The organism is Photobacterium sp. J15 (assembly GCF_963870815.1).
GTDB classification, from domain to species: domain Bacteria; phylum Pseudomonadota; class Gammaproteobacteria; order Enterobacterales; family Vibrionaceae; genus Photobacterium; species Photobacterium marinum.
This window is the reverse complement of record NZ_CAWMUI010000001.1, coordinates 3,178,284-3,198,414: the sequence shown is the minus strand read 5'-3', so window position 1 is coordinate 3,198,414 and position 20,131 is coordinate 3,178,284. Positions and strand designations below refer to the sequence as shown.

At 48.7% G+C, this 20,131-nt stretch carries 15 protein-coding genes; 12 read left to right on the top strand and 3 right to left on the bottom strand.

All coding sequences use genetic code 11. The features are described from left to right. The first annotated feature begins 69 nt into the window (after positions 1-69). The 9 genes from ribF (at position 70) to AACQ93_RS14295 (ending at position 13,191) form a co-directional block, all read left to right on the top strand. Positions 70-1,041, top strand: coding sequence for a bifunctional riboflavin kinase/FAD synthetase (gene ribF, locus AACQ93_RS14335; protein WP_036799373.1), 972 nt, complete (start codon positions 70-72; stop codon positions 1,039-1,041). After that, a complete protein-coding gene (gene ileS, locus AACQ93_RS14330; RefSeq protein WP_064605829.1) occupies positions 1,038-3,902 on the top strand; it encodes an isoleucine--tRNA ligase in 2,865 nt (954 codons plus the stop codon). Before ribF ends, ileS begins: the two co-directional genes overlap by 4 nt. Beyond that, the gene (gene lspA / locus AACQ93_RS14325) at positions 3,902-4,432 is read left to right on the top strand and encodes a signal peptidase II (RefSeq protein ID WP_255377148.1); all 531 of its coding nucleotides are present in this window, start codon (positions 3,902-3,904) and stop codon (positions 4,430-4,432) included. The genes ileS and lspA overlap by 1 nt, the downstream gene beginning before the upstream one ends. Before the next feature lie 98 nt (positions 4,433-4,530). Then, entirely contained in the window at positions 4,531-4,965 is a 435-nt protein-coding gene (gene fkpB, locus AACQ93_RS14320; RefSeq protein ID WP_064605828.1) for an FKBP-type peptidyl-prolyl cis-trans isomerase, read from the top strand. 12 nt (positions 4,966-4,977) lie between these two features. Further along, on the top strand, positions 4,978-5,919 hold the full coding sequence (gene ispH / locus AACQ93_RS14315; protein WP_064605827.1) for a 4-hydroxy-3-methylbut-2-enyl diphosphate reductase: 942 nt from the start codon (positions 4,978-4,980) through the stop codon (positions 5,917-5,919). 122 nt (positions 5,920-6,041) lie between these two features. Continuing rightward, entirely contained in the window at positions 6,042-6,851 is an 810-nt protein-coding gene (dapB, locus tag AACQ93_RS14310; protein WP_007464857.1) for a 4-hydroxy-tetrahydrodipicolinate reductase, read from the top strand. A 550-nt stretch (positions 6,852-7,401) separates the two neighbouring features. After that, a complete protein-coding gene (carA, locus tag AACQ93_RS14305) occupies positions 7,402-8,541 on the top strand; it encodes a glutamine-hydrolyzing carbamoyl-phosphate synthase small subunit (protein WP_007464855.1) in 1,140 nt (379 codons plus the stop codon). A gap of 16 nt (positions 8,542-8,557) precedes the next feature. Next, on the top strand, positions 8,558-11,785 hold the full coding sequence (gene carB / locus AACQ93_RS14300; protein ID WP_064605825.1) for a carbamoyl-phosphate synthase large subunit: 3,228 nt from the start codon (positions 8,558-8,560) through the stop codon (positions 11,783-11,785). Positions 11,786-12,336: 551 nt separating this feature from the next. Beyond that, on the top strand, positions 12,337-13,191 hold the full coding sequence (locus AACQ93_RS14295) for a magnesium transporter (RefSeq protein ID WP_064605821.1): 855 nt from the start codon (positions 12,337-12,339) through the stop codon (positions 13,189-13,191). Positions 13,192-13,322: 131 nt separating this feature from the next. Here the strand turns inward: AACQ93_RS14295 and dacB are convergent, their stop codons facing one another. Together dacB and AACQ93_RS14285 are read right to left on the bottom strand one after the other, a co-directional pair. Next, positions 13,323-14,723 (bottom strand): serine-type D-Ala-D-Ala carboxypeptidase, encoded by a 1,401-nt coding sequence (gene dacB / locus AACQ93_RS14290; protein ID WP_064605819.1) that lies wholly within the window; start codon positions 14,721-14,723, stop codon positions 13,323-13,325. A gap of 127 nt (positions 14,724-14,850) precedes the next feature. After that, positions 14,851-15,837, bottom strand: coding sequence for a porin (locus AACQ93_RS14285; protein ID WP_064605817.1), 987 nt, complete (start codon positions 15,835-15,837; stop codon positions 14,851-14,853). Between the two features lie 520 nt (positions 15,838-16,357). On the opposite strand from AACQ93_RS14285, the gene greA reads away from it, so the two are divergent. Then, a complete protein-coding gene (gene greA, locus AACQ93_RS14280) occupies positions 16,358-16,831 on the top strand; it encodes a transcription elongation factor GreA (protein ID WP_007464840.1) in 474 nt (157 codons plus the stop codon). Positions 16,832-16,937: 106 nt separating this feature from the next. Here the strand turns inward: greA and yhbY are convergent, their stop codons facing one another. Further along, positions 16,938-17,234 (bottom strand): ribosome assembly RNA-binding protein YhbY, encoded by a 297-nt coding sequence (gene yhbY, locus AACQ93_RS14275; RefSeq protein ID WP_007464838.1) that lies wholly within the window; start codon positions 17,232-17,234, stop codon positions 16,938-16,940. Between the two features lie 140 nt (positions 17,235-17,374). Here yhbY and rlmE point away from each other — a divergent pair, with 140 nt between their 5' ends. Both rlmE and ftsH read left to right on the top strand, forming a co-directional pair. Next, entirely contained in the window at positions 17,375-18,004 is a 630-nt protein-coding gene (gene rlmE / locus AACQ93_RS14270; RefSeq protein WP_064605815.1) for a 23S rRNA (uridine(2552)-2'-O)-methyltransferase RlmE, read from the top strand. Positions 18,005-18,053: 49 nt separating this feature from the next. After that, positions 18,054-20,018, top strand: a complete 1,965-nt coding sequence (gene ftsH / locus AACQ93_RS14265; RefSeq protein WP_064605813.1) for an ATP-dependent zinc metalloprotease FtsH — start codon at positions 18,054-18,056, stop codon at positions 20,016-20,018. Positions 20,019-20,131: the final 113 nt, after the last annotated feature.

Here is a 20,131-nt window from a genome sequence, read left to right as displayed (position 1 = left end):
ATTGGTATGATGGGCTCAGAGTAGTATATAATCCGTCAGTTTTTCACTCTGCGAAAATTAAAGCGGCGCATGGAATTAATCCGAGGTATACATAATATCAAGCCAGAGCATCACGGAAGCGTGTTGACGATTGGTAACTTTGATGGTGTTCACTTAGGTCATCAGGCGGTGTTGCGCCAGGTGCAGGCCAAAGCCAAAGAACTGGGCTGGCCGGCAACTGTGATGAGCTTTGAGCCTCAGCCGATGGAATTGTTTGCAGGGGATAATGCCCCGGCCAGACTGACGCGGTTCCGCGATAAGTACCAGCAATTGAAACAGCTGGGAATGGATCGTTTGTTTTGTGTCAATTTTAATGCCCATTTCGCCAATATGTCGCCGCGAGATTTTGTTCGCCGCTTGTTGGTAGAGCAATTGGGTGTTAAGTTTCTGGTTGTTGGTGATGATTTTTGCTTCGGAAAAGGCCGGAGCGGGAATTTTGCTATGCTAGAAGCTGCGGGGAAAGAGTTCGGTTTTACGGTTGTCAGTACCCAGAGCTTTTGCGTTTCTGAACAACGTGTCAGCAGTACGGCAATTCGTCAGGCCTTGGCAAATAATGATTTGCCGCTGGCCGAGTCGATGCTTGGCCGTCCGTACACTATCGGCGGACGCGTCTCCCATGGACGTAAACTGGGCCGGACTATCGGTTTTCCTACAGCAAATGTACCTCTTAAACGGCGGGTATCACCGGTCTCTGGTGTTTACGCTGTAGAGGTTTTCGGTGTTGATGGTGCTCCACTTCCCGGAGTTGCCAATGTTGGCCACCGACCGACAGTTAATGGTGTGCGCCAGCAACTGGAAGTACACCTGTTTGATTTTAAATCTGATCTCTACGGACGCCAGATTGAAGTCGTGCTGCGTCATAAGCTGCGTGACGAAATTAAATTTGAATCATTTGATGCGCTGAAAGCGCAAATAGAGCGTGATGCTCAAACAGCACGGGTGTGGCTGTCTGAGCGTAATAATGTCCAATTTCGCCCAAGTAACGGAATCGAGAATCAATGAGCGACTACAAAGATACCCTGAATTTGCCTGAAACAGGGTTTCCGATGCGAGGCAATCTAGCTAACCGTGAGCCTGCGATGCTTAAGCGTTGGTATGATGAAGACCTTTACGGTGAAATCCGTAAAGCCAAGAAGGGTAAAAAATCCTTCGTATTACACGATGGCCCTCCATATGCCAACGGTGATATTCACATTGGTCACGCACTGAACAAGATTCTTAAAGACATTATTATTAAGTCAAAGACTCTGTCTGGCTTTAACGCACCATACATTCCTGGCTGGGACTGCCACGGTCTGCCAATCGAATTGATGGTAGAGAAGAAAGTTGGTAAGCCAGGCCAGAAAGTGACTGCGGCTGAATTCCGCGAGAAATGCCGTACTTACGCTGCAGGTCAGGTTGAAGGTCAGAAAGAAAGCTTCATGCGCCTGGGTGTGCTGGGTGAGTGGGACAAGCCTTACCGCACTATGGATTTTGCAACAGAAGCGAACATCATTCGCTCTCTGGGTAAAATTGCAGACCAGGGCCACCTGCTGAAAGGTTTCAAACCTGTTCACTGGTGTACTGACTGTGGTTCAGCATTGGCTGAAGCAGAAGTTGAATATAAAGATAAAGTTTCACCGTCAATCGACGTGAAATTCAAAGCGGTTGACGAAGCGGCGGTTGTAGCTAAGTTCGACTGTGCTGAAGGTCATGAAGGTCAGGGTGATGTGTCTATTGTTATCTGGACAACAACACCATGGACTCTGCCAGCTAACCGTGCCGTTGCTATCCGTGATGATCTGGAATACGTACTGATCCAGACTGAAGGTGGCTCTGATAGTGAACAGCCTTCTGAGCGTCTGATTGTTGCTGCTGAGCTGGCTAAAGACGTAATGGATCGTGCCGGTATCGAGCAATACCGTAACCTTGGTTTCTGTAAAGGTGCCGAGCTGGAGCTGGTTCGTTTCAACCACCCATTCTATAGCTTCGATGTTCCTGTGATCCTTGGCGATCACGTAACGACTGATTCTGGTACAGGCTGTGTACACACAGCACCTGGCCACGGTCAGGAAGACTTTGCAGTTGGTCAGAAATACGGTCTGGAAGTTGCTAACCCAGTGGGCAGCAACGGTGTTTACCTGCCGGATACAGAACTGTTTGCTGGTCAGCACGTATTTAAGGCGAACGATGCTGTTGTTGAAACGCTGAAAGAGCACGGCGCACTGCTGCACCACCACGCTTACGAGCACAGCTACCCGCATTGCTGGCGCCACAAGACGCCAATCATCTTCCGTGCGACTCCACAGTGGTTCGTATCGATGGATCAGGCAGGCTTGCGTGCAAAAGCGCTGGAAGAAATCAAGAGCGTTCAGTGGATGCCTGAATGGGGTCAGAGCCGTATCGAAGGTATGGTTGAAGGTCGCCCTGAATGGTGTATCTCTCGTCAGCGTACTTGGGGTGTGCCAATCGCGCTGTTCGTTCACAAAGAAACTCAGGATCTTCATCCTAATACCAGCGAGCTGATTGAAAAAGTAGCTAAGCTGGTGGAAGAAAAAGGTATCCAGGCATGGTGGGATGTAGAACCTGCTGAGCTGATGGGTGAAGAAGATGCGGCTAATTACGAGAAAGTACTTGATACTCTGGACGTTTGGTTCGATTCAGGTGTTACTCACTTCTCAGTTGTAGACAGCCGCGAAGAATACAATGGCAACAGTGCCGATCTGTATCTTGAAGGTTCTGACCAGCACCGTGGCTGGTTCCAGTCTTCACTGATCTCTTCTGTTGCAATGAAGGGTAAAGCGCCTTACAAGCAAGTGCTGACTCACGGTTTCGTTGTTGACGGTCAGGGCCGTAAGATGTCGAAATCTATCGGTAACGTTGTTGCACCGAAAGATGTAACTAACAAGCTGGGTGCTGATATCCTGCGTCTGTGGGTTGCATCAACTGACTACACCGGTGAAGTTGCCGTTTCTGATGAAATCCTGAAGCGTTCTGCTGATGCTTACCGCCGTATCCGTAACACAGCACGTTTCTTCCTTGCTAACCTGAGCGGTTTCAACCCAGAAACTGACTGTGTAGCGGCAGAAGATATGGTTGCTCTGGATCGCTGGGCTGTTGGCCGTGCGAAAGCAGCACAGGAAGAAATCATCAAGGCTTACGATGAGTACAACCTGCACGCAGTAACTCAGCGCCTGATGCAGTTCTGTTCGGTTGAAATGGGTTCATTCTACCTGGATGTAATCAAAGACCGTCAGTATACTGCGAAGCGCGGTGGTCACGCACAACGCAGCTGTCAGACTGCTCTGTACTACATTGTTGAAGCCCTGGTTCGCTGGATGGCACCTATCATGTCGTTCACAGCAGATGAGATCTGGAACGAAATGCCAGCTTCTCAAGGTAATGGTGAACAGCGTGATAAGTTCGTATTCACCGGTGAGTGGTACGAAGGTCTGTTCGGTCTGGCAGATGGTGAAGAGCTGAGCAACGAATTCTGGGCTGAGATCCAGCACGTTCGTGGTGCTGTGAACAAACTGCTGGAAGGTGCACGTAAAGATAAAGTTATCGGCGGTGCCCTGCAGGCTGAAGTAACACTGGCTGCAAATGAAGAGCTGGCAGCGAAGCTGAACAAGCTGGAAGACGAACTGCGTTTCGTTCTGCTGACTTCTAAAGCTGACGTTGTTGTTGCTGACAGCAAGCCGGAAGGTGCACAGGAAACTGACGTTGAAGGTCTGTATGTAACAGTTAAAGCGTCAGAAGCTGCGAAGTGTGACCGTTGCTGGCACCACGTTGCGGATGTAGGCACTATCGAAGGTCACGAAGAAGTTTGTGGTCGTTGTGTAAGCAACATTGACGGTGAAGGTGAAGAGCGTAAGTTTGCCTAATGATCAAGTTATCGCCTAAACAAATGCCCTCGTTGAAAGAGTCCGGAGTTCGCTGGCTGTGGCTGGCGGCCCTGGTGTTCATCATGGATTTTGTCAGCAAGCTGCTGGTTATGAATACCATGGAATACGGTTGGCCTAACCGTATTGAGCTGCTGCCGTTCTTTAATCTGCTGTATGTACACAACTATGGTGCGGCATTCAGCTTTTTGAGTGACGCTGGTGGTTGGCAGCGCTGGTTGTTTACGGCGATTGCACTTGCGGTGTGTGGTTTGCTTATCTTCTGGATGCGCCGCTCGCCGGCCTCCCATAAGCTGGCAAATTGTGCATATGCCCTGATCATCGGTGGTGCACTCGGTAATTTGTTTGACCGTTTGTACCATGGCTTTGTGGTCGACTTCCTGGATTTCTATATCGGTAAGCACCACTGGCCGGCATTCAATATTGCCGATGTCGCTATTTGCGTCGGTGCCGGACTGATTGTCCTGGAAGGCTTTTTGGCCGATAAAGACAAGCAGCCGGTTAACCGCTAAAAGCGATCAGACCTTATAACCTTAAGCGCTGTCCGTTGATACGGGCGGCGCTTTGTTGTAAAAAGAGCGCTATAAATATTCAATTCAGGGAAGTGAGCATGTCGGTAATCAAGGAAAACAGTGAAGTTCTGATGCACTTTGCCATTAAGCTCGATGACGGTTCAGTGGCAGATTCAACCCAGGCTATGGGGAAACCGGCAAAGTTCCGTATGGGCGATGGTAGCCTGACGGAAAATTTCGAAAAATGCCTGTTGGGACTGAGCGTTGGCCAGAAAAGCTCGTTTAAACTGGAGCCGGAAGATGCCTTCGGACCGGCTAATCCCGACAATATCCACCATCTCGAACTGTCTAAATTCGGTGCCGATGCACCTGCCGAGGTGGGAACCATTATTGCCTTTAGTGGCCCTGATGGTCAGGATATCCCTGGAATAATTACAGAAGTTGCCGGCGACTCAGTAACCGTTGACTTCAATCACCCGCTTGCCGGGCAACGGGTCACTTTTGATGTCGAAGTTGTGGCCATAGAAAACTAAGAGCTGTTAGCAATGAAAATCTTATTAGCCAACCCACGCGGTTTTTGTGCCGGCGTAGACCGTGCGATCAGTATCGTTGAACGTGCACTGGAACTGTATCAACCGCCAATTTATGTTCGCCATGAAGTCGTCCATAACCGTTTTGTGGTCGAAGGTCTTAAGCAACGTGGTGCTATTTTTGTCGAAGAACTGCACGAAGTGCCGGATGACAATATTGTGATTTTCTCTGCCCACGGCGTATCTCAGGCTGTTCGCAATGAAGCGAAAGCCCGCCAGCTGACAGTGTTTGATGCAACCTGCCCGTTGGTAACCAAAGTCCATATGGAAGTTGCGCGCGCCAGTCGCCGCCATATGGAAGTGGTACTGATTGGTCATGCCGGTCATCCTGAAGTTGAGGGCACCATGGGCCAGTACACCAGTGAAGAAGGTGGCATGTACCTGGTTGAGAGACCGGAAGATGTTGAAAAGCTGAAGGTCAAAGATCCGAGTAACCTGCATTATGTCAGCCAGACAACCCTGTCTGTCGATGAAACTGCAGATGTGATTGCTAAATTGCGTGAGGTTTTCTCTGAAATTCAGGGGCCGCGTAAAGATGATATCTGTTATGCAACTCAAAACCGACAGGATGCTGTGCGTGAAATGGCGAAGTCGGTAGATGTGGTGATTGTTGTTGGCTCAAAGAATTCGTCTAACTCAAACCGTCTGCGTGAACTGGCTGAGAAGCTGGGAACGCCGGGTTGTCTGACGGACTGTCCGGAAGATATCCAGCCTGAATGGTTCGAAGGTAAAGCGAAAGTGGGGATTACAGCCGGAGCTTCGGCACCGGAAGAACTGGTTAACCAGATCATTGAGCGAATCCGTCAGCTAAGCGGTGCAGAAGTTGAGGAGCTGACCGGTCGGGAAGAGAATATGTTCTTCGAAGTGCCACGTGAACTTCAGGTCAAGAACGTATAAGCCTTGCTGGAAGAATACAATCGGTTTGAAAGCCTCAGCGAATGCTGGGGCTTTTTTTATATCCGTCAACAGGCTACAGTGGAGTAGAACAACATAAGAGATTTTTAGGGAGAAAATACGCAATGGTAAGAATTGCGATTGCCGGTGCGGCAGGACGCATGGGCCGACAGCTGTTAAAAGCGACACACCTGTCAGAACTGGCTGCACTGGGTGCAGCGACTGAGCGTAGTGAATCCACTTTGGTTGGTGTTGATGCCGGTGAACTAGCGGGAATTGGTGCACTGTCTGTCACCGTTGTTGATGATCTTGCGGCTGCGAAGGATGACTTCGATGTGCTGATTGATTTCACTGCACCTGTAGCGACTCTGGCAAATATTGAATTCTGTCAGCAGCATGGCAAAAAAATTGTCATTGGTACAACCGGTTTTACCGAGCAGGAGCGACAGCAGATTGATGAGGCAGCTAAGAGCATGCCGATTGTGATGGCGCCAAACTACAGCGTCGGTGTAAACCTGATGTTTAAGTTACTGGAAAAAGCCGCCAAGGTCATGGGCGATTATTGTGATATCGAAATAATCGAGGCCCACCATCGCCATAAGGTCGACGCTCCGTCAGGAACTGCGATCGGTATGGGGGAGGCTATTGCTGGTGCGATGGGTAACAAGCTGAGTGATGTAGCCGTGTATGCCCGTGAAGGTATTACTGGTGAACGCAGCCGTGATGAAATCGGGTTTGCAACAGTTCGTGCCGGTGACATTGTTGGTGAGCATACCGCTATGTTTGCAGATATTGGTGAGCGAGTGGAAATCACTCATAAAGCGACCGATCGTATGACGTTTGCCAATGGAGCTGTTCGAGCTGCGGCATGGCTGAATGATAAAGCGCCTGGTTTTTATACAATGCAGGACGTGCTTAGTCTGGACGAATTATAAGTATCTCCGCAACTACTGCCAAATTTCCTTTCTGCGGTAACTATTCCAGCCAATTACATTGATATGCACTCACAGACCTGTGGGTGCATAATTAGTGAATCCTTCCCTTCGATTTCTATTGTTTTTTTGAACCTGTGCTTTTGCTGTAATTTTAACCAGGATTTTTGTTGTTTTTATTTTGTTGGTGATGGTTTTGTTGTGAGTTGCGCAAAAATTCACTTTAATTTAGGTTTTTTTACGGTTTGGTACTTGGATTTTTGTTTGTTGAGCTTGTTGAATTTAGGCAAACGATAAAATGAGATCGAGTTCTGCTTTGTGTGATGAAAAACCGATGAAAATGTGCGGTTATATGGCGTTGGTCTGTTTTTTCTCTTGGGTTGGTCTAAATTTAAATTAATTTTGACTGTTTTATTGACACTTCAAAGAGTGGTCTCTAGAATGCGCGCAATTTGTCAAAATTATGCTTGACTCGCTTTTTGACTTTGTATGGAATGGGTAAGTGCAAAATTATCTGTTTTAAGTGCATTTTTATTGTTTTATGGAGGTTGTCTTGAGCAAATCAGCACTGTTAGTCCTGGAAGATGGGACAGTGTTCCACGGCGTGTCCATTGGGGCAGACGGATCGGCCGTTGGTGAAGTTGTTTTTAATACCTCGATGACGGGGTACCAAGAAATTCTCACCGACCCTTCCTATTCACAACAGATTGTTACCCTCACTTATCCCCATATTGGCAATACCGGAACTAATTCCGAAGACGAAGAATCCACCTCCATCCACGCGCAAGGCCTGGTAATCCGCGATCTTCCCCTTATCGCTTCAAACTTCCGTAATCAACAATCCCTTTCTGATTACCTTAAATCCCAGAACATTGTCGGCATCGCTGATATCGACACCCGTAAGCTGACACGCATCCTGCGTGAAAAAGGTGCCCAGAATGGCTGCATCATGGCGGGTGACAACTTGGATGAAGCGCTGGCATTGGCGAAAGCTAAAGAGTTTCCCGGCCTGAAAGGTATGGATCTGGCGAAAGAAGTAACCACAGGTGAAAGCTATCAGTGGAAGCAGGGTTCATGGACGTTGGAAAACGGTCTGCCAGAACCGGCAGATGACAGCGAGTTGCCATACCATGTGGTTGCTTACGACTTCGGTGCCAAGCGTAATATTCTGCGTATGTTGGTTGACCGCGGTTGCCGCCTGACTGTTGTACCGGCACAGACTTCGGCTGAAGAAGTGCTGGCGATGAACCCTGATGGCGTATTTCTGTCAAACGGCCCGGGTGACCCTGAGCCATGTACCTACGCCATTGAGGCAACAAAAACATTCCTGGACAAGGGCCTGCCAATTTTTGGTATCTGCCTTGGCCACCAAATCCTGGCACTGGCTTCCGGTGCGAAGACAGTGAAGATGAAGTTCGGCCATCATGGTGCCAACCACCCGGTGAAGGATCTTGACCGCAATGTTGTGATGATCACTTCGCAAAACCACGGCTTTGCTGCTGATGAGGCGTCGCTGCCTGAAAACCTGCGAGCGACACACAAGTCCTTGTTTGACGGTTCCCTGCAAGGTATCCATCGCACCGACAAGCCGGCATTCAGTTTCCAGGGGCACCCGGAAGCGAGCCCGGGTCCGCATGATGCGGCTCCGTTATTTGACCACTTTATCGAACTAATCAAGCAGCACAGCGCCTAAGCCGGGAGTAGAAGAAATGCCAAAACGTACTGACATTAAAAGTGTTCTTATTCTGGGTGCCGGTCCGATTGTTATCGGTCAGGCATGTGAATTTGACTACTCTGGTGCACAGGCTTGTAAAGCCCTTCGCGAAGAAGGCTACCGTGTAATCCTGGTCAACTCTAACCCAGCGACTATCATGACCGACCCGAACATGGCCGATGCAACTTACATTGAGCCAATCCACTGGGAAGTAGTACGTAAAATCATTGAGAAAGAGCGCCCGGATGCAGTATTGCCGACCATGGGGGGCCAGACAGCACTGAACTGTGCGCTTGACCTGGAGCGTCATGGCGTGCTGGATGAGTTCGGCGTCGAAATGATTGGTGCAACGGCGGATGCTATCGATAAAGCAGAAGACCGTTCCCGCTTTGACGCGGCGATGAAGGCTATCGGCCTTGAGTGTCCGCGTGCCGATACTGCCAAGAGTATGGAAGAAGCCTATCAGGTTCTTGAGATGGTTGGCTTCCCATGTATCATCCGCCCATCCTTTACTATGGGGGGGACCGGCGGCGGTATCGCCTATAACAAGGAAGAGTTTGAAGAAATCTGCCGTCGTGGTTTGGACTTGTCTCCGACCAATGAGCTGCTGATTGATGAATCTCTGATCGGCTGGAAAGAGTACGAGATGGAAGTTGTCCGTGATAAGAACGACAACTGCATCATCGTTTGCGCGATTGAAAACTTCGACCCTATGGGTATCCATACTGGTGACTCCATTACTGTCGCACCGGCACAGACTCTGACGGATAAAGAGTATCAGCTGATGCGTAACGCATCGCTGGCGGTACTGCGTGAAATCGGCGTTGAAACCGGTGGCTCTAACGTTCAGTTCGGTATCAACCCGAAAGATGGCCGTATGGTTATCATCGAGATGAACCCGCGTGTATCCCGTTCTTCTGCACTGGCCTCAAAAGCGACCGGTTTCCCGATTGCTAAGGTAGCGGCGAAACTGGCAATTGGTTTTACCCTGGATGAGTTGATGAACGATATCACCGGTGGTGCGACGCCGGCTTCATTCGAACCGACCATCGACTATGTGGTAACTAAGATCCCGCGCTTTAACTTCGAGAAATTTGCCGGTGCCAACGACCGTCTGACAACCCAGATGAAGTCTGTCGGAGAGGTGATGGCAATCGGTCGTAACCAGCAGGAGTCGATGCAAAAAGCGCTGCGCGGCCTGGAAGTCGGCGCAAACGGCTTTGATGAAATGGTAGACCTGGATGCACCGGATGCCCTGACTAAAATTCGCCACGAGCTGAAAGATGCTGGTGCAGAGCGTATCTGGTATATCGCTGATGCTTTCCGTGCCGGGCTGTCGGTTGACGGTGTCTTCAACCTAACTAATATCGATCGCTGGTTCCTGGTACAGATTGAAGAGCTGGTGAAGCTTGAAAATCAAGTGAAAGAGGGCGGTTTTGCCGGTTTGAATGCACAGACACTGCGCAAGCTTAAGCGCAAAGGCTTTGCTGATGCCCGCTTGGCGAAGCTGCTGGGTGTAGCGGAAACGGAAATTCGCAAGCTGCGTGACCAGTTCGACATCCACCCGGTTTACAAGCGCGTTGATACTTGTGCGGCTGAGTTTTCTTCCGATACGGCTTACATGTACTCATCGTATGATGAAGAGTGTGAAGCCAACCCAACCGACAAAGACAAAATCATGGTGCTGGGCGGTGGTCCTAACCGTATCGGCCAGGGTATCGAATTTGACTACTGCTGTGTTCATGCTTCGCTGGCGCTGCGTGAAGACGGTTATGAAACCATCATGGTTAACTGTAACCCTGAGACAGTTTCAACCGACTATGACACATCCGATCGCCTGTACTTTGAACCGGTAACGCTGGAAGACGTGCTGTCGATTGTCCGTGTCGAGAAGCCGAAAGGGGTTATCGTTCAGTACGGCGGCCAGACACCGTTGAAGCTGGCGCGAGCACTGGAAGCCGCTGGTGTGCCAATTATCGGCACCAGCCCTGATGCCATTGACCGTGCGGAAGACCGTGAACGTTTTCAGGCTGCAGTTGAGCGCCTTGGCCTGAAACAACCTGAGAATGCGACAGTGACAGCGCTGGAGCAGGCTGTTGAAAAGTCGAAAGAAATCGGCTTCCCGCTGGTGGTTCGCCCGTCTTATGTACTGGGTGGCCGTGCAATGGAAATCGTTTATGACGAAAGCGACCTGCGCCGTTACTTTAATGAGGCGGTCAGTGTGTCTAACGAGTCCCCGGTACTGCTGGACCGCTTCCTGGATGATGCAACTGAAGTTGATATCGACGCTATCTGTGACGGTGAGAATGTAGTTATCGGCGGTATCATGGAGCATATCGAGCAGGCCGGTGTTCACTCCGGTGACTCAGCATGTTCACTGCCGGCTTATACTTTGAGCCAGGAAATCCAGGATGTGATGCGCCAGCAGGTTGAGAAACTGGCCTTCGAATTGGGTGTGCGTGGCCTGATGAATACTCAGTTTGCGGTCAAGGACAACGAAGTTTACCTGATTGAGGTGAACCCGCGTGCAGCACGTACCGTTCCTTTTGTATCTAAAGCTACCGGTGCGCCGCTGGCGAAGATTGCTGCCCGCGTAATGGCTGGTCAGTCACTGGCATCGCAAGGTTTTACCAAGGAAATTATTCCTCCGTACTACTCAGTGAAGGAAGTGGTGCTGCCGTTTAACAAGTTCCCGGGTGTTGACCCGCTGCTTGGCCCTGAAATGCGCTCTACCGGTGAGGTAATGGGCGTTGGTAACACTTTCGCTGAAGCTTTTGCGAAAGCGGAATTGGGTTGCGGAAAAGTGAAGCAGGCCAAAGGTCGTGCTCTGCTATCGGTTCGCGGTAATGACAAGCAACGTGTGGTTGATTTGGCATCCAAACTGGTAAAACAGGGTTATGAGCTTGATGCGACGCACGGTACTGCGATTGTGCTGGGTGAAGCCGGTATTAATCCGCGCTTGGTGAATAAGGTACATGAAGGTCGACCGCACATTCTTGACCGTATCAAGAACAACGAATACACCTACATAGTTAATACGGCTGAAGGCCGCCAGGCGATTGAGGATTCGAAAGTGCTGCGCCGGGGCGCATTGGCTGAAAAGGTGAACTACACCACGACGCTGAACGCCGCTTTTGCTACCTGTATGGCCTGGAGTGCTGATGACCGTAACACGGTTAATTCGGTGCAGGAACTGCATGCACGAGTAAAAAGCGCTGAATAATTCCTTATAAAGAACTAACAGTAGACCAAACAGCCCGCATTTTGCGGGCTGTTTCATTTTTGCCCAAAGAATGAGCAAAGGCATCAAAAGTCAGGCCATTAGGGCTTGAACTGAACATCGAATCACGTAGAATTGGCCGCGTCGCATAAGCGATAAATTATTTTGGAGACTTTAATGAACGATACCGACCATCCCCCGAGTATGAAGGTGGAAAATCAAACCCGCTAACGGTGTCGGTCTCCTGTGATTCCGAACCTCTGATACGGGTTCGGAATAGTATGTCTTTTGTATCTTCTCTTACTGATACCTTCCTTTGACAAATCATTCCCTGGTTTTCTTGCCAATTTCTCAATGATAGAACGGCGTCACGCTATTGCTGATGACCGGGTTTTAGCTATTCCAGTTATGGTGAAATTGTATTTATTTTGCCCGGAACTGGATGTTATTGCTCGTTTGTATGTGTAGTAAGACGCGATTCTGGTGGTCGTTACCCTATGCCACGTATTTCGCCTTGAAGGCGAATGCGGGTGTTGCCAATCGGGAGATTCGCCATGGCGGTAATGAACTATGCAGCACACGCTGCAACAGCAACTGAACATTTGGGTCAGAATGATGTACTGGCCGTTCGTAATGCGTTTTTGAAATATGACATCGAAGAGCAGGCTACTCTGCTGGTTCGAATGCCGATTTCAGAAGCGATTGCGGTATTACATGAGTGTCCGCTGCGGCACGTGCAGACCTTGCTGGATCTGCTTGATGAAAGAAATGAAGATGTCCGTATGCGCCATCTGGCGAACGGACTTGGGCTGATATGCTCGGAAGCTGAACCGGCAGGGCATTACCTTAAAAACAGCGTTTTCAGTCATGTGCGCGAGCGCATTGGCTGGATTGTTGGTCTGGCTTTGCTGGGTATTGTGTCCGGTTTGATCATTTCACACTATGAGGACACCCTGAGCCAATTGGTATTGCTGGCGATTTACATGCCGGTAATTGCTGCTGCCGGGGGTAATACCGGCTCTCAGGCGGCGACATTGGTGGTCAGGGCACTGGCAATGGAAGAGATTCGATGTCGCGACTGGCTGGCCGTACTGTGGAAAGAGTTCCGTGTCGCGATTGTGATTGCCGTTGTGCTGGCAATGGTGATTGTCGGCCGGGTCATGCTTTTCAGTGATGGCTCGGTCCTGCCGGTCGGGATGAGCCTTCATGATATTGCATTGGCGATCGGGATGGCAATTTCGCTTCAGGTGGTACTTTCAACCACTGTCGGTGGTGTATTACCGATGATAGCTCGAGCCTGTAACCTGGACCCGGCTGTTTTGGTGAGTCCGGTTCTGGCATCGGTGGTTGATATTTCCGGGATGATTATCTACTTCACCACGGTGAACTGGTTCCTGGGGCTGGCATAGAGGCTCGGAATCCTCGGAGTCAATAACCAGACCGGAGATACGAGGGGAGAGCGACGAGTGTCGGATCTCCTCTCGATACTCATTTGTCTCCCCTAAGCTCTTCTACTATATCTCTTTTGGTATTAAGTTATTTAATAATTCTCGTACAACGCCCTGTACAGTTCCCTTTCAAACTGTTCAATCGGCGGGGCGACTTTGGGCGCATCATCGTCTTTTTCCGGTGGATGGTAGTTGGATACCAGATGGACAAACATCAACTGCTTACCTGATTTTGTCGTAATGAAGCCAGCCAGGTTATGGGTTCCGAACAGCGAACCGCTTTTCGCGGCAATTTGCCCGCTTAGTGGCTGGTGGCGGATACTCTGGCGATAGCGCAGGGTTCCGGTCTGGCCGCTTATTGGTAGGGTGGATAACAGCTTTAACTGTTTGTCATTACGGTAGTAGTAAGTAAGCACTTCCATCATTTGTGCCGCTGTCAGCCGGTTGTTTCGGGACAGACCTGAGCCGTCGACCATCACTGCGGCGCTGAGATCGATACTGGCTTGCTCTAGCAGAATCGTTTTTATTGCAGCGACTCCGTTGGTAAATGTACCTTTTTGATTGAAGTAGCGGTGGCCTAGTGTTTTGGCAAGGTTATCGGCAATCAGGTTATCTGAATCCTTCACCATGGTATCAAGCAACTCGCTTAGGGGGGCGGAACTGTGGCGGGCAATGCGTTTACCTCTGGCATTGTCGTTGCGCATTATCTCGCCATTAAATCGGATCCCGGCCCTTTTCAGTTCACTCCGGATCACCGCGGCAGTGTAGTCTACGGTATTTTGCACCGCAAAGTTCAGCGGAAGCGGACGGTCCATTTGGGCAAGGCAGCCACTGAGCTGGTAATGATTGGAAGCATCAGCATAGAGCTCCAAATCACAATGCCGTTGTTTTTGCTGCTCTTTGGTCACAGTGATAGCGGAAGTGGCGACTTTGATTGGCTGGTGTGCCGGAACGTGCACCCGAGTCACTTTGCCCGCGCTTTTACTGCTGTACAAAGCTCCTTGTACACAGTTGTGCTCCAGAGAAATACTGCTGGAAGGCGCACTGTAGCAAACTCCCAGAATATCCCATGGCCAGCCGGGAGCATGCTCGTAGCCGCCGAAAATACTGCCGTTGAGAATAATGTTGCCGTTGATTTTGTTCTTACTGATTTTTCTCAACAGATTTGCCAGTTGTTGGCGTGACAGGCTTGGGTCACCGCTGAAATGAATGATGTAGTTTTTGCCGTCTTGTTCCAGGTCGGTATAAAAACGAAAATCTTTACCAAGGTAGAGCCGGGCTGCCAATGCTGTGATGAGCTTCTGGGTACTGGCCGGAGCTTGGAGCTGATTTTCTCGCTGACTAAATAAAGTTGTACCAGTTGCAGGGTCGATAATAACCAGGGCAGTGTCGTGGCCTGCTGGTAACTGGTTGAGAGCAAATTGGGGAGAAAAACCGGCCATAGCCGGGAGGCTCAATAAGAGACCTAGCAGAAAAGGAAATACTCGTAACATTATTGGTGCCATAAGAAGTCTTTGGGAAGAGGCTTAGATATAAACCTTAGTCATCTTATAGCAAAACGGTACCGACCCGAAGGCCAGTACCGTTTTTTTGGAGCTAGTACTATGAATTCTAATTAAATTAGAAGTCGTAGCGAGCACCTAGAACGAATTCGTCAGATGCTGCTTTCTTACCAACAACGTCTTTATCTAGGTTGTTGAATTTGTAAGACGCGTAAGCACGGAAGTTCTTGTTGAAGTAGTGAGTCGCATCAACTGCGATTGAGTCACGTAGTTCTTCGTCAGAAGACGCGTTAGAGTCTTCAAGGTAGTTGTAAGTTGCGATGAATACAGTCTTACCCATAGTGTAAGATGCTGCTAATTCGTAACCTTTTGAATCTTCGATTAGGTTTGTATCAACAACAGTGTTTTGAGCGTCTTGGTAAAGACCAGCTACGTAGAAATCACCGAATGTGTAAGAGATAGCACCGAATAGCTGCTCACCAGTCTTATCCTGTGCGCTTTGGCCGTCTTGTTCACCGTAACCAAGGCCGAAACCAAGACCCATGTCCATTACGTATTGTGCACCCAGAGAGTAGCCGTCGGTGTTTTCACCATTGTCGAATACGTAGTTTGCTTTAACAGTCAGGTTGTTGCCCATCATGTCGAAAGAACCAACGTAAGACAGGTTGTTCTCTGTACGGTCTGCCGCAGCCAGTTTGTTACCCGCTTCGTTACCGTGGTATGACATGATATCAGTGTAGTCAGTCAGCATACCTAGAGAACCGTCAGCCTTACCGTAAACTAGGCGACCGTAAGTACCACCGATACCCGCGTAAGCGTAACGAGTTTCGTCTTCATCGCTGTTAGCGCTTTGGAATTCTTTTTCGAAGAAACCAGTACCGTACAGACCGTCAGTGATGTCAGTCTTACCAGCTACGTTGATACGTACGCGAGTCTTGTCAGTTACTTTATTGCTGCTGGTGTCAGTATCTTGCATTAGAGCACGTGCTTCGAAACGACCGCCAACTGCCAGGCTAGATGCTTCATCTGAGTACACTTCTGCAGCTGTTGCTGCGCTTGAAATTGTTGCTGCTGCTACTGCTAAAGCAATAAGGTTCTTGTTCATTGTCGAATCCTTTTGGAAATCCATTTTGGAATTATTTTGTGGTATGCATAAGAGTGCTAAATGCATACTGTTCTTTTTACTGGTTCCTGCTGTCAAAGGGTTAGTAAAAAAAACTGAAAAATACTTTATGAGTATGATTTACAATGGGTTTTTTGTTTTTATGTTGTGATTTATCAGTCACTTAACTGATTTAATAAAAGTTCGCAGCGAGCTGTGTTTTTTAGCTCAATTTAGAAGTGTGTTGAGCTTTTCTTTGGTGATAAATTTGTGCTATTGAGTATTTTTGTGACTACAAACACATTAATTTTTTACCTATTCTTGTAAGCAAGGTTTAGCCTTTTCTTAATGCGACAACTGCAAGCTGATTGTCGATGTGATCCGGGATGATCTCTGGCGCAAGTTTGTTTAGAATGAGCTTGTTCCCTATTAACGATGTTGGTTCAGCACTGATGCTGGGCTAGCTTTTTTTTGCCCGAAAAAGTGACAAGCGCTTAAGGGTGGTATTGAGGTAAATATATTTATGGATAAGATTCCAATGACTGTCCGCGGCGAAAAAAAACTGCGTGAAGAACTGGAAACTCTGATTAAGCGTCGTCCACTAATCTCTCAAGCGATCGGTGAAGCGCGTGAACTGGGCGATTTGAAAGAGAATGCGGAATATCATGCTGCTCGTGAAGAGCAGGGTATCTGTGAAGCTCAGATCCGTGATATCGAATACAAACTGTCTGTCGCTCAGGTTATTGACGTTACTAAGATGGAAAACAGCGGCAAGGTTATCTTCGGTGTAACTGTAACTTTGATCGATGTCGACACTGACGAAGAAGTGACTTACCAAATCGTGGGTGACGATGAGGCAGACATTAAAGCCGGTCGTATCTCTGTTAACTCTCCGATTGCTCGTGGCCTGATTGGTAAGATGCAAGATGACGAGGTGACAATCACTACACCTGGCGGTCAGAAAGAATTTGAGATTGCCGAAGTTGCTTACATCTAAGTTGCAGCTGTTGGTATGAATTGTTAGTGAATGTTTCCGTCAGCTGCAGTGACAGGCATTTCATGCCATGATCGAAATGTAAAAAAGGCCGCAACGGCGGCCTTTTTTATTTTCGAGGAAGTTCGATTTTGCGCTCTTCGCTTGGGCGATAAAGAACCAGCGTTTTACCGATAACCTGTACTTTTTCAGCTTTAGTTTCGCGAACAATAGCATCCACGATCAAAACCTTTGTCTCACGCTCTTCTGCTGCAACCTTAACCTTGATAAGCTCGTGGTGATCAAGAGCAAGTTCAATCTCAGCCAGAACTGCTTCAGTAAGGCCGTTTGCACCCATAAGGACAACAGGTTTCAGGTTGTGAGCAAGGCCTTTTAGGTATTGCTTCTGTTTGGTGCTCAGGTTCATGATGACTCTATTTTTTTATTACTAGGGTTGAAAACAGGGTATTCTAACGCCATCTAGTCTAGAAGACTAATTTGTTTAGTATACGCCACGGTATGTTGGTCAAGTATACTTTATAAGTACGCTAACTCATTAGGTAAATCATGAGTAAAAAAAAGCACTCGGCGAGTTCAGGCCGTTGGCTGAAAGAACACTTTGATGATAAGTATGTTCAGGAAGCTCAGAAAAAAGGCTATCGCTCCCGCGCGATTTTTAAAATTGAAGAAATTCAGAATAAAGACAAGCTATTAAAACCAGGCATGACAGTGGTTGACCTTGGTGCTGCACCAGGTGGTTGGTCACAGTATGCAGCAGAAATTGTCGGCGATGACGGTCAGGTTATCGCCTGTGATATTCTGCCAATGGATTCCCTGCCAGGTGTCAGCTTCCTACAGGGCGACTTCCGTGAAGAAGCTGTATTGGATGCATTGCTTGAACGTATTCAGCCGGACATGGTTGATGTAGTACTTTCAGACATGGCTCCGAACATGAGCGGAAATTTGGCTTCAGATCAGCCTAGAGCAATGTATCTTGTTGAACTAGCATTAGATATGTGTAGGCAAGTGCTTGCGCCAAACGGCAGCTTTGCGGTAAAAGTGTTCCAGGGAGAAGGCTTTGACCAGTATTTGGCTGAAGTGCGTAGCATGTTTAAAGTGGTCAAAATTCGCAAACCGGATTCGTCGCGAGATCGTTCTCGTGAGGTATATATCGTAGCTACAGGTTACAAACTGTAGTACCCTAAATTCATCTTTAAGTTATCGCGAGGTTAACACCTTGAGTGACATGGCAAAAAACTTGATTCTGTGGTTGGTTATCGCCGTGGTTCTGATGTCTGTTTTTCAGAGTTTTGGACCGGGTGACAGTGCTGGCCGTCAAGTCGACTATACAACCTTTGTCCGTGAAATCGGTCAGGATCAGATAAGGGAAGTGCGATTCAATGATCGTGAAATCACCGTTTATAAACGTGATAACACGCGATACGTGACTTATCTGCCTGTCGTTAACGATCAGAAGCTGTTGGACGACTTAATTAACGCGAACGTGAAGGTGATGGGTACACCGCCTGAAGAGCCTAGCTTGCTGGCTTCCATCTTCATTTCCTGGTTCCCGATGCTGCTTCTTATCGGTGTCTGGATATTCTTTATGCGCCAGATGCAGGGCGGTGGTGGCAAAGGTGCCATGTCGTTCGGTAAGTCTAAGGCTCGCATGATGAGTGAAGACCAGATCAAGACGACTTTCGCAGACGTTGCAGGTTGTGACGAAGCGAAAGAAGACGTTAAAGAGCTGGTGGATTACCTGCGTGATCCGAGCCGCTTCCAGAAGCTGGGCGGTAAGATCCCGACCGGTGTACTGATGGTTGGTCCTCCGGGTACTGGTAAAACTTTGCTTGCTAAGGCGATTGCCGGTGAAGCAAAAGTACCGTTCTTCACTATCTCTGGTTCAGACTTCGTCGAAATGTTTGTCGGTGTGGGTGCTTCCCGTGTCCGTGACATGTTCGAACAGGCCAAGAAAGCCGCGCCTTGTATTATTTTCATCGATGAAATTGATGCGGTAGGTCGTCAGCGTGGTGCCGGTGTTGGTGGTGGTCACGATGAACGTGAGCAAACACTTAACCAGATGCTGGTTGAAATGGATGGCTTTGAAGGTAACGAAGGTATCATCGTTATCGCTGCAACTAACCGTCCTGACGTTCTGGACCCTGCATTGCTGCGTCCTGGTCGTTTTGACCGTCAGGTTGTTGTTGGTCTGCCTGATGTCCGCGGTCGTGAGCAGATTCTTAAAGTTCACATGCGTAAAGTGCCGCTGGACAACGATGTGAAACCATCTCTGATTGCTCGTGGTACACCTGGTTTCTCCGGTGCTGACCTGGCTAACCTGGTTAACGAAGCGGCCCTGTTTGCTGCACGCGGTAATAAGCGTACGGTATCCATGGTTGAGTTCGAACTGGCGAAAGACAAGATCATGATGGGTGCTGAGCGTAAGTCCATGGTGATGACTGACGATCAGAAAGAGTCGACGGCTTACCATGAAGCAGGTCACGCAATCATCGGTCGTCTGGTGCCGGATCATGACCCTGTCTACAAGGTATCGATCATTCCACGTGGTCGTGCGCTGGGTGTGACTATGTACCTGCCTGAGCAGGATCGTGTCAGCCACTCTCGTGAATACCTTGAGTCGATGATCTCAAGTCTTTACGGTGGTCGCTTGGCTGAAGAATTGATTTACGGTGTTGAGAAAGTATCAACTGGTGCGTCTAATGATATCGAGCGTGCAACAGATATTGCTCGTAAGATGGTGACGCAGTGGGGCTTCTCCGACAAACTAGGTCCGCTTCTGTACGCTGAAGAAGAAGGCGAAGTGTTCCTGGGCCGTTCCGTGACTCAGACCAAGCATATGTCTGATGACACAGCGCGTGCGATTGATATGGAAGTTCGTGCCATTATCGATCGTAACTACGAGCGTGCTCGTGAAATTCTTATCGAGAACATGGACATCATGCATGCAATGAAAGATGCACTGATGAAGTACGAAACTATCGATGCGGCTCAGATTGATGATCTGATGGAACGTAAGTCGGTAATTCGTGCGCCGAAAGGCTGGACTGACGAGAATGACACGCTGGTTGCTTCTGAAGCTGAGGCTACAAAGGAAAAGGATGACAAAGCTGCTGACGAAAGTTCAGTAACTGAAAATGTCGACAATACACCTGAAGCCGACAACAAAGAAGACAACAAACCACAAGTATAATTTGTGAGTGAAATACTAAAACCCCGAGTTGTCTCGGGGTTTTTTTTGTTTCGCCACTGTGTGTTTAGTGGCAGTTTGCTTGGCACAACATTGCGGCAGCTGTCTGTTAGGGA

Coding starts and splice junctions, on each gene's coding strand:
- ribF (WP_036799373.1), top strand. CDS start 70: ATGGAATTAATCCGAGGTATACATAATATCAAGCCAGAGCATCACGGA.
- ileS (WP_064605829.1), top strand. CDS start 1,038: ATGAGCGACTACAAAGATACCCTGAATTTGCCTGAAACAGGGTTTCCG.
- lspA (WP_255377148.1), top strand. CDS start 3,902: ATGATCAAGTTATCGCCTAAACAAATGCCCTCGTTGAAAGAGTCCGGA.
- fkpB (WP_064605828.1), top strand. CDS start 4,531: ATGTCGGTAATCAAGGAAAACAGTGAAGTTCTGATGCACTTTGCCATT.
- ispH (WP_064605827.1), top strand. CDS start 4,978: ATGAAAATCTTATTAGCCAACCCACGCGGTTTTTGTGCCGGCGTAGAC.
- dapB (WP_007464857.1), top strand. CDS start 6,042: ATGGTAAGAATTGCGATTGCCGGTGCGGCAGGACGCATGGGCCGACAG.
- carB (WP_064605825.1), top strand. CDS start 8,558: ATGCCAAAACGTACTGACATTAAAAGTGTTCTTATTCTGGGTGCCGGT.
- AACQ93_RS14295 (WP_064605821.1), top strand. CDS start 12,337: ATGGCGGTAATGAACTATGCAGCACACGCTGCAACAGCAACTGAACAT.
- dacB (WP_064605819.1), bottom strand. CDS start 14,723: ATGTTACGAGTATTTCCTTTTCTGCTAGGTCTCTTATTGAGCCTCCCG.
- AACQ93_RS14285 (WP_064605817.1), bottom strand. CDS start 15,837: ATGAACAAGAACCTTATTGCTTTAGCAGTAGCAGCAGCAACAATTTCA.
- greA (WP_007464840.1), top strand. CDS start 16,358: ATGGATAAGATTCCAATGACTGTCCGCGGCGAAAAAAAACTGCGTGAA.
- yhbY (WP_007464838.1), bottom strand. CDS start 17,234: ATGAACCTGAGCACCAAACAGAAGCAATACCTAAAAGGCCTTGCTCAC.
- rlmE (WP_064605815.1), top strand. CDS start 17,375: ATGAGTAAAAAAAAGCACTCGGCGAGTTCAGGCCGTTGGCTGAAAGAA.
- ftsH (WP_064605813.1), top strand. CDS start 18,054: ATGGCAAAAAACTTGATTCTGTGGTTGGTTATCGCCGTGGTTCTGATG.